At 62.2% G+C, this 13170-nt stretch carries 10 protein-coding genes and 1 tRNA gene; 4 read left to right on the forward strand and 7 right to left on the reverse strand.

Translation table 11 applies throughout. The features are described 5' to 3' along the window. Nucleotides 1–140: 140 nt before the first annotated feature. Nucleotides 141–1337 (reverse strand): transglutaminase domain-containing protein, encoded by a 1197-nt coding sequence (locus QZ307_RS01050; RefSeq protein WP_295994488.1) that lies wholly within the window; start codon nt 1335–1337, stop codon nt 141–143. A 258-nt stretch (nt 1338–1595) separates the two neighbouring features. Here QZ307_RS01050 and QZ307_RS01055 point away from each other — a divergent pair, with 258 nt between their 5' ends. The 3 genes from QZ307_RS01055 (at nt 1596) to QZ307_RS01065 (ending at nt 4907) form a co-directional block, all read left to right on the forward strand. Next, nucleotides 1596–3110 (forward strand): hypothetical protein, encoded by a 1515-nt coding sequence (locus QZ307_RS01055; protein ID WP_295994491.1) that lies wholly within the window; start codon nt 1596–1598, stop codon nt 3108–3110. 159 nt (nt 3111–3269) lie between these two features. Further along, nucleotides 3270–3932: a cytochrome c biogenesis CcdA family protein gene (locus QZ307_RS01060; RefSeq protein ID WP_295994494.1), complete on the forward strand. Its 663-nt coding sequence runs from the start codon at nt 3270–3272 to the stop codon at nt 3930–3932. A 24-nt stretch (nt 3933–3956) separates the two neighbouring features. Beyond that, nucleotides 3957–4907 carry a redoxin domain-containing protein gene (locus QZ307_RS01065; RefSeq protein WP_295994497.1) on the forward strand — a complete coding sequence of 317 codons (951 nt, stop codon included), beginning with the start codon at nt 3957–3959 and terminating at the stop codon, nt 4905–4907. Between the two features lie 24 nt (nt 4908–4931). Here QZ307_RS01065 and purB read toward each other — a convergent pair whose 3' ends face one another. Beyond that, nucleotides 4932–6281, reverse strand: coding sequence for an adenylosuccinate lyase (gene purB, locus QZ307_RS01070; protein ID WP_295994500.1), 1350 nt, complete (start codon nt 6279–6281; stop codon nt 4932–4934). A 217-nt stretch (nt 6282–6498) separates the two neighbouring features. On the opposite strand from purB, the gene QZ307_RS01075 reads away from it, so the two are divergent. Continuing rightward, nucleotides 6499–6589, forward strand: a tRNA-Ser gene (locus tag QZ307_RS01075). A 548-nt stretch (nt 6590–7137) separates the two neighbouring features. Here the strand turns inward: QZ307_RS01075 and QZ307_RS01080 are convergent. From QZ307_RS01080 to QZ307_RS01100, 5 genes are all read right to left on the reverse strand, one after another. Beyond that, nucleotides 7138–8613, reverse strand: coding sequence for a hypothetical protein (locus QZ307_RS01080; RefSeq protein WP_295994502.1), 1476 nt, complete (start codon nt 8611–8613; stop codon nt 7138–7140). 330 nt (nt 8614–8943) lie between these two features. Next, nucleotides 8944–9306 carry a guanylate cyclase gene (locus QZ307_RS01085; protein WP_295994505.1) on the reverse strand — a complete coding sequence of 121 codons (363 nt, stop codon included), beginning with the start codon at nt 9304–9306 and terminating at the stop codon, nt 8944–8946. A gap of 262 nt (nt 9307–9568) precedes the next feature. Then, complete coding sequence (locus QZ307_RS01090; protein WP_295994507.1) at nt 9569–10741, reverse strand: hypothetical protein; 1173 nt, start codon at nt 10739–10741, stop codon at nt 9569–9571. Beyond that, on the reverse strand, nt 10738–11274 hold the full coding sequence (gene tadA / locus QZ307_RS01095; protein ID WP_295994508.1) for a tRNA adenosine(34) deaminase TadA: 537 nt from the start codon (nt 11272–11274) through the stop codon (nt 10738–10740). The genes QZ307_RS01090 and tadA overlap by 4 nt, the downstream gene beginning before the upstream one ends. 171 nt (nt 11275–11445) lie before the next feature. Continuing rightward, nucleotides 11446–13065 carry an FAD-dependent oxidoreductase gene (locus QZ307_RS01100; protein WP_295994510.1) on the reverse strand — a complete coding sequence of 540 codons (1620 nt, stop codon included), beginning with the start codon at nt 13063–13065 and terminating at the stop codon, nt 11446–11448. Nucleotides 13066–13170 lie beyond the last annotated feature (105 nt).

The raw sequence follows: 13170 nt of genomic DNA on the forward strand, positions 1-13170 counted from the left end.
CTCGTTTTACGGCTCGTTACTTGCGTGTTACCTGATTATCACGCCGTTCGCTGCCCTGTCAACCGTTAATCATCGGTGAACCGAAGAGCGGAACGATGCCTGAGCTTGATGAGGCCCCAGGTGGGGCCTCATCGGATGCGCTATTGCTTCTTAGCCTTCTTGTATTTCATGGGGGCAGACTTGTAGGTCATCTTGAACAGGTCGAATCCCTTCAGCACATGCTGCATTTCGGGATCGTAGATATAGGTCTTACCATCCAGCTTGACTTCCACCCAACCGTGAGGCGCCTGCCCCCGCGACCGACTGGGCACCGAGCCCGTCACTGCCGTGGCATCGTAGCCCAGACCACGGGCGAGCCAGCAGAATAGCGCGGCGTAGCGATAGCAGTTGCCGCCCGGGGTCTGGTACAGATCTTTCGCATAGGACACCGACCAGTTGCCCTTCGGCGTATCGTTGGTGCGAATGTAAGGATAGGTCTTTACGTTGGCCACGTGCTTGAACGCCTTTTTCAAGCGCTGCTCCGGGGTTCCCTTGGTGCCTACCTTTTTAGTAAGCACCGTTTTGACAATGGCGTCCAGCTCTTCGTCGCCACTGTTCACGCCCGTTGTTACCGCCTTCGTCTTCGACCAAGCACTGTAGTACTTCTTACCCTTCGCCTTCGCATAGGTACGCACCTGCACGTAGTACGTAGCGCCGTCCTTCAGACCGGTGATCAGCTTGAACGTGGTGGACTTACCCGCACTTACCGTCTTGGCGCCCTTCATGTCCTTGGCCTCGGCGTAGCGAACCTGGTAACCCGACACCTGCTTTTTGTTGCCCGCCTTCCAATTCACCGAGAAGCCGCCGACAGCCCCGAGCGCCTTGCGAATCGACGTAGCCTTGGGATTCACCGTGAGCGTGTACTTTGCCGACGCGGCCTTCACGCCTTTCGTGGCCTTCGACTTCACCTTAATGGTGGTTGAGCCAATGCCCGTAACAGTCACCTTACCCTTGGCGTTAACCGTGGCCACTTTCTTGTTGGACGAAGTGTAGGTGAGCTTGCCCTTTACCTTCTTGTCCTTCACCAGTTTGTTGGTGAATTTCTTGGCGCCGATGGTCTTTGTGACCGTGGCACTCTTGAATGCCAACGGCTTTGCGGGCTTCACTGGCTCCACGGGCTTTACCGGCTGCACGCTTGGGACGGTCTCATCAGGAGTTGCAGCCGGCGTATCCGCCGGAGCCTCCTCGGCGGCCAAAGCCGTGGCCGGCGCGGTTCCCATGAGCGAAAAAGCGAGGACTCCTGCCAGAAGCAGTGAGAGCCCTTTGCGCGAAGCGCGCTGCAGCGAATAGGCCTTCATGTGCATCTCTTCTCTCTTTGTTGGCTTACATGCTTGATTCGTTGTCTCGCATGCTTGACGCGCGCCGCCATCAGCAAGCTGGCACCTACGGCGCTGCGTCCCTCTCAGCCCTGCGCCTTTCCCCAAAAGCGCAGGTCGTTGCTTACCAAGCGCGATGCTAACAAAGCGCCCCCCCCCCGTCAAGGATTCTCATCAGGCAAAACACCCAGCGGTTCTGGGCTATACTTACCGTAGGAGAGAGAAGAAACGAGGACCGCCATGACCGCACTCCAGCCCCTTGCATCCAGCCATCTTGCAAAGCGCCTGCGAACCCTTGCGATAGCCGCCTTTGCCCTTGCGCTCGGCTTTATCTTTCTGAGCGCCGCACCCGGCGTTGCGCCCAAGGCCCATGCCGACGCTGCTTCGCCCTCGGTAGAGTGGATCGAGAAGGCCTCGCAGGTGTACTGCAAGGTGGACGGCGTTACGCAGAAAGACGGTCTCAAGACTATTGGCAGCAAGACGTACCTCTTCGACAAGAAGGGGCGGCAGCTGACTGGCTGGCACAAAGTTGGGAAAGACTACCGCTTCTTCACCGTGGCAGCTAAGGCTAAGGGGGCCATGGTTTCGGGCAAGGTAGTTAACGGCGTCAAGCTGGACAAAAGCGGACGAGCAACGCTAACCAGCGAAACGCGTGCAGAGCTGAAGGTGCTGGTGAAAGCGACGGATTTTGTCGAGCAGCACACCAAGGCCACCTGGTCGCAGCAGAAAAAGCTGCGCACCTGCTTCAACCTTTTGCGCGACAAGTACTCCGAGCGCACCTTCCGCAGCTTCTCGGCGAAAAGCGGCTGGAACCGTTCGTTTGCCCTTGACATCTTCACCAAGAAATCGGGCAACTGTCACTCCTACGCCGCGGCCTTCGCCTACATTGCCAACGCCATCGGCTGCAAGACGTGCAAGGTAGTGTCGAGTGGCGGCCATTCGTGGGCCGAGGTGAACGGCAACGTGTACGATCCCGAATGGGCCAAGCACTGCAAAGTCGACCTCTTCGCCTTCCCTTACAGTAAAAGCGGTTGGGGCGGCTCGCCGCGCTACAAGAGCGCTCGCAAGTACGTGGTCACGGTGGCACCCCGCACCAAGGCCCTGGGCACCGGCACCTCCAAGGCGGCATCGAATCGCTTCGCCGGCAAGCGCGGCCTGGTAAAGCTGGACGGCGCCCGCTACTTCGTCAAGAACGGGAAGGCCATCACCAGGCAATGGCAGACGATCAAGGGAGCGAAGTACTACTTCCTGGCCAGCGGCAAAGCGGCCACGGGGCCGACGAAGATCAAAGGCACCTGGTACGTGTTCAACAAGAACGGCAAGCTGCTGACGGGCAAGAAGACACGCGTGGTGACCGTAGGCGCCGAGAAGTACCGCGTCACCAAGGCGGGCAAGGCGAAAGCCGGCTGGGATGCCAGCAAGACACATCGCTTTGCGAAGGATGGACGCATGCTCACCGGCACAGCCGTTGTGGGCGAGAAGTTCTTCGCGTTCAGTGCGAAGGGTCGCTACGACGCCGCGAAAACCGCGCAGCTGCGCCGCGCCGCAAAGATAGATGCTGATGCCACACCACTGCTAGCCCTGCTCGGTTCGCCCTCCAAGCGCATCTACACCCCCAGCTGCTACTTCATCGAGGGAGCCGACGGCAACCTCATCGGCGGCCAAGACGGACGACTGACCTACCCCCATTTCACCGTCTACACCTTCAAAGCCGACAACGGCATCGAATACTACCGCGGAGCTGAGGAGCGCTAGGCGCTACGGGTCGTTCGCAGCGCGTAACAATCACCCCTCCGAACCGCACCGCGACGAAGGGGGCAAATAGTCTGTGGAATAATAGGAGCAGAAAATAACCTGCGCTCGGCAGCGCAGAAGCTCATTGCGCCAGCTGGCATGAAAGGACCCGCCGACCCTATGGAATTCGTCATTACCTTTTTGGAAGGCATCATCACGTTTGTGTCGCCGTGTCTTCTGCCCATGATTCCCATTTACGTGACGTACTTTGCCGCGGGCGAAGAGGTGCGCACCCCCGTAGTGCTGCGCAATGCGCTGGGGTTCGTGCTGGGCTTCACGCTGGTGTTCATCGCCATGGGCGCGCTGGCTTCCAGCGTGGGCGCTTTCTTTGTGGAGTACCAGGCGGCTGTTAACGTGGTGTGCGGCCTGGTGGTTATCGCCTTCGGCCTGTACTTCCTGGGGTTCATCAAGATCAACCTGTTCCACGGGCGTCAGAATCCCCTGGCCGGACGTCAGCTGGGCTTTTTCTCGTCCATGCTGTTCGGTATCATCTTCTCTATTGGCTGGACGCCCTGCGTGGGAGCCTTTTTGGGATCGGCGCTCATGCTAGCCTCGCAGCAAGCCTCGGTGGTAAAGGGCATTCTGTTGCTGCTGTGCTACTCTGCCGGCCTGGGTATTCCCTTCGTGGTGGCCGCCGTGCTCATCGACAAATTGAAGGGCGCTTTCAACGTTATCAAGAGTCACTACGATGTCATTAATAAAGTATGCGGATGGTTCCTCGTGGTCGTGGGTGTGCTTATGGCCACGGGGCTGCTGGGCGGCTTCCTTCGCCTGCTTAGCTAGCCGCACGAATGAAAGGGTAAAAGCATGACCGAGAACGAAAAGAAAGCGGACACTTCACAAGAAGCGTCCGAGCTGAAAGACGCCGTGCTCGAAGGCGCGGCAACAGAGATCGCGCAAGAGACCGCCCGCGAAGCGACCGATGGCGAAGCGACCGATGGCGAAACCCCCGAGGAGCGCGGCGAGCAGCTGGGCGAAAACATCGCTAAGCTCGAGCAAGCCGAGGCCGCTCAGGCCGCCAATCCCGCGGCGGTCCAGGCAGACAAGAAGAAGCACATCGGCGTGATCGTGGCCGCCGTCGCCTTCGCTGTCGTGCTGGTGGGAGCCGGTGTAGCCTATTCGGCCCTCGCGCCCGCCAACCAGGCAAGCAAGATCGCCGCCAGTCCAGCTGCAGTCGACAGCGCCTCGCAAGACGCCGCCCAGAGTGCGGACAGTGCGGGCTCTTCGGCTGGAACCGACACCGCCGCTCCTGGACCGACCAACGACCCTGATGCCACCCAAGCCGACCCCGAAAGCGGAGTTGCCGGCAGCAACGCCCCCGAGGACGCCAACACCACAACGCCGGCGCCTGATTTCACCATGACCGACGCCTCGGGCAAAACGGTATCCTTGGCCGATTTTAAGGGCAAGCCCATTCTTCTGAACTTCTGGGCCAGCTGGTGCGGCCCCTGCCAAAGCGAAATGCCCGCCATGCAGGCCGCCTACGAGCAGTACGGCAGCGAAATCGAGTTCCTGATCGTCAACATGACCGGCATGAGCGGCGAGACCCAGGAAACCGCCTCGCAGTTCATCAAGGAAAATGGCTACACCTTCCCCGTCTATTACGACCAAAACAGTAGCGCCCAGGCCGCCTACGGCGTGAGCGCCGTTCCCCAAACTTATCTCATCGACCCTGAGGGCAATATCATCGGCGCCGCTATGGGCGCTTTGGATACTGCCTCTATTGAGCAGGGCATCCAGATGCTCCAAGCTTCGTAAGGGCGCGGTAGGTCGGGCGGGCGGCTAGAACTCCAGACCCTCCAGGCGATCGAACACGATATCCTTGCGGGTGAGGAAGTCCCACGGATCGAAGATCTCGTCGAGCTTATCGGCCGTCAGCAGAGCCATGGCCTCGCCATCGGCCTCCAAGCGCTCACGGTAGGAGGGGCCATCCACGGCGTTCTGAATATCCTCCCATACCTTCATGGCGTTGCGCTGCACGATGACGTAGGCATCCTCGCGGGAAATGCCGGCATCCACCAGGGCCAACAGCACCTTCGAAGAGAAGATGAGGCCCTTGGTGCGCCACAGATTGTGCTCCATCTTGGCGGGATAGGTTTGCAGGCCGTCGAGCATCCACTGCATCTTCGCGAACATGTAGTCCAGCGCCGTGAAGCTGTCGGCCAGCACCACGCGCTCGGCGCCGGAGTGGCTGATGTCGCGCTCGAACCACAAAGCCACGTTGTCGAAGGCCACCTGGGCGTTCGCCTTCACCACGCGGGCCAGGCCGCACACGCGCTCGGCCGTGATGGGGTTGCGCTTGTGGGGCATGGCCGAGGAGCCCTTCTGGCCCTTGGTGAACGGCTCTTCGGCCTCGATGACGTCGGACTGCTGCAGCAGGCGCACCTGCATGGCGATAGATTCCAGCGTGGAGGCGGTAACGGCCAGGGCCGCCATCACCTGGGCGTGGCGGTCGCGCGCGAGCACCTGGGTGGACAGAGGATCGGGGGTAAGGCCCATCTTCTCGCAGACGTACTGTTCCACGAACGGATCGATGGAGGAATAGGTGCCCACGGCGCCCGAGATGGCGCCCGTGGCGGCCACGGCGCGGGCCTCCTCCATGCGGGTGAGCGCGCGCTTCAAGGCCCAGGCCCAGCTGCCGAACTTCATGCCGAAGGTCATGGGCTCGGCGTGGATGCCATGGGTGCGACCGACGCACAGCACGTTCTGGAACTCGAAGGCGCGACGCTTGCAGGTTTCGCCCAAGCGCTTGATGTCCTCGATGATGATGTCGCAAGCCTGGGTGACCTGGTAGGACAGCGCGGTGTCGCCCAGGTCGGAGGAAGTCATGCCGTAGTGCACCCAGCGGCTCGGCTTCTCGGCGCCCTCGGGAATATCGGCGTCGATGTAGTTGGCCATGCACGTGGTGAAGGCGATGACGTCGTGGTTGGTGACTTTCTCGATCTCGTCGATTTCCTCCACGGTGAAGTCGGCGTGATCGCGGATCCACTGGGCCTCCTCGGCCGTGATGCCCGCCTGGCCCAGCTCGGCCTGAGCCTCGCAGGCCAGCACCTCGATTTCCTTCCAGATGGCGAACTTGTTCTCGAGCTCCCAGATGCGGCCCATCTCCGGGCGGGTATAGCGACCAATCACGGACGTTCCTTTCCTCGCGCCCCGGCGCAGCGCATCGGGCAATCGGGAGCCAAGCCCCGCCAATCGCCCAAGCGTCACCTCAGAGGCTGCCTGCTGCAGCCGCCGCACCTTCCCAATCCCTGCGCGCCCGCTGCTTTTCCTTATTGCGTAGATTACCAAAAACGCCGAATTCTGCGTTGCGAAACCCCCAAGGGTCAGGTAAGATACAGCATTACGCGGAGGAGTGACCGAGAGGCCGAAGGTGCTCGCCTGCTAAGTGAGTATGCCCCACAAGGGCATCTAGGGTTCGAATCCCTACTCCTCCGCCACTTTGAATGCAACGCCCTCAACCGAGGGCGTTTTTCATTGTCGGGGGTCGTGCGGGGGATTCGAACCCGCGAGGGGAAAACAGCCCAGTGGGCTGTTTTCGGCCGAGGAGCCGAAGGCCCGCAGGCCTTGCGGCTTCGCGCAGCGAAGACGCGGACATCCCTATTCCTCCGCCACTTTGAATGCAACGCCCTCAACCGAGGGCGTTTTTTTGTTGTTGGGGGTCGTGCGGGACCCAGCTTCCCAAATCGGCCACTTTGGTTCCCTTGCGGCTGTCAAATTCAGGCGCTTTGGTTCCCACTTCCCGCAAAACCCCTGATCAGAATTTTGCCTGCCGCGGCACAGGGGAACCAAATCTGCCAGTTTTGGAACTAAATGCGGGAGCCGGGAGAGCGGCGACCAGGCGCGAACCCCTGGCAGCCAGCATTAAGCCCGGGCCAACCAAACGTGGGCCTTTGCCAACCGACAGCAAACCTCGGCAGCCGGCTGCAAGCCCCTCTAAAGCCGACAGAGGCTGATCCGCTATGCCCAGCCCCTCATCAACCCGCCCTTACACTGCGCGGAAACCGCGGAAGTAGGTGATGCCGTTGTCGCCCTTCAGGAATTCTACTTTGCAGTTCTTGTAGGTGTAGGTGAGGTCTTTGCCCCATACGTCCTGGCCATCGGGGGTGAACACGGGGTTGCAGCCCGTCACCTCACTCTTCTTGCCCGGCGTGCCGATGAGCTTGAGCAGCGCGCTGCCATCGGCCTCCTTCTTCGCGGCCGCACGAATAGCCTGGGTCTTCGCGACATCGTACACGCCCTTGTCGGTGAACCAGTACACCTGGCCCTTGTACAGGCTCAAGCCCGTGGCCATGCGACCGTTCTCCAGGTACAGCTTCGTGTTGCCGGCCGCCCAACCCGCCTTCGCAACGCCGTTGGCCTTCACCTGGTACTTCTCGCCATCGATGGTCACCACACGGGTCTTCGAACCCTTCTTCAGCTTGCCGTTGTCGGCGAACACATACCACTTCCCCTTGATCTTCGTAGGGCCGGTGGCGGCCGCGCCGTTCTTCTGGAAGTAGTACTTCGCACCCTTCCAAGTCTTCCACTGGCTCTTCAGCTTCTTGCCATTTTGGTAGTAGTAGCGCTCGCCGTTCAGCACAGCCAGGCCGTTCTTCGAGGACGCTTTCACCTCTTCCTCAGAGGCCTTCGGCTTTTCGCCCACGTACTTCGAGGTGGCGTAGCCGTTGCTGGCCGAGGGCACCATAATGCGCACCGAGCGGAAATGATAGCCGCCGTTCTTAGTGCCGTAATACTTCGAGAAGCTTTTGGCCTCGGCGAACAGGGGGTCGTAGAACTTGCCGTTGATCTTCGTGCAGCCGTGACCGCCGGTGCCCTTCTTCGAATCGATGCCCACGTACACGTTGTCGTAGCCGATGGCCAAGGCCAGATAGCCGAAGGCCGCCGCATCGGAGTTGCAGCAGCCGCTGCGGTAGCCCTTCCACGTTTTCAGGAAGTGATCGTTGGCGAAGTCGGCTGCCCAGCCCTCGTAGTTGCGGAACTTGCGGTACTGATGGTAGTAGCCCTTCTGCACCCACTTGAAGCACTTCAGCAACTTGGTCGCCTTGCTGTCCGACTTCTTCGTGATGTCGGCCGCCACCTCGCGGGCGCGCAGCAACGTGCGGTACTCCTTGGCCTCGTAGGCCTTCATCTTCTTGCCCGTGGGCTTGTAGTACGTGCTTTTCACCTGGTAGGCTTCCATTTTTCCGCTGTCACCCAGGTAGTAGGTAGTGGAGCCGTCCTTCACGGTACCCTTTTTCATAACGCCCTTGGCGTTGAAGTAATAGTAGTTCTTGCCGATCTTCTGCACACCGGTCAGCTTCTCGCCCTTTTTGTAGTAGAACTTCTGACCCTTCACGGTATGCCAGCCGTTCTGCGTGTTGGCAAACGCCAGCTCAGACGTTTCGATTGTCGTCCATGCGAACGCGAGCAAAAGCGCAACAAGCGCCGCCGCCATTCCCTTGCGCAGCATCTTCGCCGTCATAGAAGCCTCTTCTCTCTTGAGCGCAGGCACCGCTTGTTTCCCCTTGGCAGCGAGCCGCCCACGCATGGTTCATCGGCTCCTAATGATAACGCAAATCGCGCCTTTGACCAGGTACACTGCAGCGAAAGGGGTGCGGCAGTGCCAAAGCAGGAGCTCCGATGGGCACCGAGTCGCAGGCACTGAGATGACCGCCAACGAGCGCGGAATCGATAGGTGATGGGATATCCACCAATGATCGACGTGCTGACGAAGGCGAAATAACCGGTAGCGACCGCCGAGTCAGCACGTACGGAGTGCCCCGCCGGCCGCTGGTATGGCGCGGAATGGCCCCTAGCGGCTCCAGGGCCAACGGCGCTTGGTGCGCGCGGCGAGGCGCTTCTGGCGATAGTGCGGATTGTGCTTAAGGAAGCGATAGTTGCAGAAACGGGTAATGGCCAGACCTGCCAGCGTAACGACGAGGAAGCTGGCCGTCAGATCGAGCACCGCCGAGGCATGGTCGAAGAAGGCGTACACCGAGGCCAGGGCGAAGAACACGCTGAGACCGCCGCACAGCCAGGTGAACACCGAAATAAGCACCTCTTTGGCCCGGGCCGGAGAATGACGGTACGTGACCACCAGATAAATGATAGTCGCCACCACCGCAAGAAGCAGGGCGAGGGGCACCACGCGCGAAAGTCGTGCGAGCAATCCCATGACGTCCTCCTCTTTTGAGCCTTCGGTGTCTCCTATATTGCTGTTGCTATTCTAGCGGCTTTTCACCGCCGCGCCGCTGGACACGCGGGGAAGAAAACGGCTTGTTACGCTTGTCCCCGCAACTGTCGGGCGGCGTCCGCACCTGTCCGCCATGAGGCTATGCCCGCGTGGCTTTGCCCTCCGGCCCCACCTACGCAACGGAACGCCCGAGCATCTGGGCCGTTCTGCGCCTGCGCAACCTCGCCCGCACCGCTGGAGTGCCCTAGCGACCGGGCAGCACGGCGGCGCGCAGCCCTGACAAGTTCGTGGGGCGCGCCCACCAGCCCCGCTTGCTAGCCTCTACCGCCAAAGCGCTGGCCTGGTCGAACGTATCAACCAGGGCGAAGGTAGTGGACCCACTGCCGCACAGCAGCACATTACCCTCCCCCGCGCGCTCGGCCAACCATTGGCGAATGACGGCCAGCTCCGGCAGCAGCGCCTCGGCAGGCGCCGACAAGTTATTGGCCAGGGGCAGCGCAGCCGCCTCAGCCTGCTCGTCTACGGCCTGCAGCACCGCGTCGGCCACGGGCTTGGGCTGCTCGTCGAAGCGTTGGTAGCACGCTGCCGTCGACACCCCCGCCGCGGGGCGCACCAGCACCACGGCCTGATGGGACGGCGCGTAGGTGCGTGCTGCGCGCTCGCCCGCCCCTTCCAGCAGCTGACACCCGCCCTGCAGGAAGAACGCCACGTCGGCGCCGAGACCCTGGGCCACTTCCAGCACGCGAGGGTCATCGGCGGCTACATCCCATTTCGAAGCCAGGCCCACCAGCACGGCCGCCGCATTCGAGGAGCCACCGCCCAGGCCACCCTGGGCCGGAATGTGCTTCTCGATGCGCAGGGAAACTTTCTCGGGGGCCACGCGCTCCACGGCGCGGGCCAGGCGATCGGCCGCCTTGAAGGCCAGGTTGTCGGCGGCGGCCACCTGCAGTTCCTGCCCGGTGCGATCCGACAGATCGATCTCCACCAGCAGATTGTCCGCCGGGCCGCCCACGGCGCGCGCGTTGAGCAGCGCCGCCGCGCGGGGGGCGCGAGCGCGGGCCACTGCAGCCGCCTGATCATCAGGCGCTTCGGCCGCGCGAGCGTCCTCTTCCGCTTGGGCTAGAGCAGTCTGCGCCTCGGCCAATTCGGCGGCGTCGCGGGCCAGATCGTCATCGGAAAGCGCTTCGACGTGCAGGTACAGCGTGTCGTGCAGCGCCAGCGCATGCATGACGTTGCGCACCTCATGGTAGCCGTCGGCGCGGCGCGGCCCCACAGCCAGCACCAGGTTCACCTTCGCCGGCGACACCAGCTTGATCGACCCGGGCCCTAGAAACGTGCCCGCCGACCACTGGGCGTCCTTGGCCGCGGCCAGCAGGTTGACCTCCATCTCGCGATTGCGCTGCACGTTCTCGGTCATTCCGCTTCCTTTCGCTTCGTTCGCCGGGCGCGGAAAAACTCCTGCAGCAGGGCGACGCACTCCTCTTCACGCACACCGGCCTCGACATCGAACTGGTGGTTCAGGCGCTCATCCCGATGCACCTGGTACAGGGTGCCCGTGGCGCCGGCCTTCTGGTCGGGGGCGCCGAACACGCAGCGGCTCACTCGTGCCTGGTGCATGAGCCCGGCACACATGATGCAGGGCTCGAGAGTGACATACACCGTGCAGTCGGTCAGCCGCCACGCATCCAGCACGCGGGCAGCCTCTTTCATAGCCAGGAATTCCGCATGCCCCGCGGGGTCGCGATCGGTTTCGCGGCGGTTGTGAGCCCGCGCGATGACCCGGGGTTCTGCCGTGGCGCGCCGCGTACCGCGGTCGATGGGCTCGTACACCACCACCGCACCGATGGGCACCTCGCCCATGGCAGCCGCGGCCCGGGCCTCTTCAAGGGCCAGCGCCATGTACTGTTCATCGAGAAGCCGCTGTTCAGCGGCAGTGCGCATTTCATTCATGAGGAGGATTATAACGAAACGAAGAGCACGGCCGGGGAGGGTCGACCGTGCTCTTCGAAATCTCCGTTGGGGAAGCGCCCCAACGAGGGCGCGCCCAAGGGAAGGCAAGGGGGTGAAGGGGCTGCAATGGGACGCGGCCGCGGGGAGCGGGGCGCCGCGGGCTGCAGCCCCCTAGGCGTTCAGGATCTCATCGGCCACGTAGGCGCCGGAGCCCAGAGCCAAGCCCACCGAGGAGCCCTCGTTGGTGTAGTAAGGCACGCTGTAGACCGAGCCCTGGTCCACACCGGCCACGTACAGGCCGGGGATGGCCTTGTTGTCCTTGTCCACGGCGCGCAGGTGGCTGTCCACCTTCACGCCGCCGTTGGTGGACCAGCAGCTGGGCACGTACTCGAAAGCATAGAACGGAGCGGTCTTCACAGCCTTCAGGAAATGGGCCTCCTTGCCGTACTCCTCGTCGACGCCCTTCTCGCAGTAGCCGTTGTAGGCCTCAACGGTCTTCTCCAGCGCCGGCAAGTCGAAGGCCTCGGCAATTTCGGCAATGCTATCGGCCTTCACGGCCCAACCCTGCTCGATGGCCTCCTGCAGATGCGCCTCGCCGTTCTCGGGGGTCACGTTGTAGTAGCCCGCCTCCGGGCCGGCAATCCAGGCCTCGGGCTCTCCCAGATAGGCGTAGATACCCTCGTTCTGCACGGCCTGGTAGTAATCATCGTCCATGATGACGTAGGCCTTGCCGGCGCGCAGCAGCGCCTCGCCGCCCACAGCCAACGGGAACTGGGCAATCTTGCCTTCACTGATGAAGCGCTCGCCCACCGGATCGGTGTAGAGGCCGCCGAAGAGCCAGTAGCCCAAGTGCTCGTTGGTGTTGTGCCAGTCCTCGGTGAAGGGGTTCGTGGTGGCCTTCGACACGGCACCGCACTCGTTGCCGAGCACCGCGAAGTTGCGGTCCCAGGCTCCGCCGGCATCCAGCACCATGTTGATGCCCGTACCGTCAGAGATGGTGCTGCCCAGGGGGAATACCGTGGTGTTCAGCTTCTCGATCTGCATCTCCTCGTTGCCGCCAAAGCCGCCGGTGCACACCACCACGGCCAGGGCCATCACGTCGATGCCGGCATCGGTCTGCACGCCCACCACCTTGCCGTCCTCCATGATAATCTTCTCGCCGCGAGTGTTGTAGAGGAACTCGCCGCCGTTGGCCTCGATGTCGGCCACAATGGGAGCCGTGCGCCCTTCGCCATCCTCCATGAAATAATGGCGGCCGCGGAAGCCCACGCCGTAGGTGTCAGGTATAAGCTCCATCTCGATGCCCAGATCGAGCATGGCATCGATGGCCCCGCCCGTGTGAGCCAGGCAGTTGCGCAGAAGGGCGCTGTTCACGCTGCCGCGCGAGAAGTCGTTCATGTAGGTGAATATCTGGTCGAGCGTTACCGTAGCATTCTCTTGGGCCTGCAGCTTAGTCTCGCAAGCCGTGGGGCCGCCGCACATGGAGAAGTTCGAGATAGCCGCCGAAGGACCGGCCTCGATGACCACGACCTTCTTGCCGCCACGAGCCAGATTCATGGCCGCCATGAGACCGGCAGCCCCGGCACCCACTACGGCCACGTCGCACTCCTTGGTTTCGGAGCCTTCCTTGCGCTTGATGCCCTCCGCGGGGGCCTCGCCCGTGTCGCCGAGCGGCTCAGCGGCGCCAGCGTTCGGGGCCTGGGGCGCACAGCCCACCAAGCCGGCTCCAGCGGCCAGCGCACCGAAAGCGGTCAGCCCGAGAAATGCACGACGATTCATTGACGTTTCCATAGGTAATCCTCCTTGGTTTCCCTCCCGAAGCGGACGGGCTGGCACGGCAGCCCTTGCGGTCGCATCGTTCCGCTCCTGGCGTTTTCAACGAGGTGCACTTTACGG

The organism is uncultured Adlercreutzia sp. (genome assembly GCA_910585575.1).
Classification (GTDB): Bacteria; Actinomycetota; Coriobacteriia; order Coriobacteriales; family Eggerthellaceae; genus Adlercreutzia.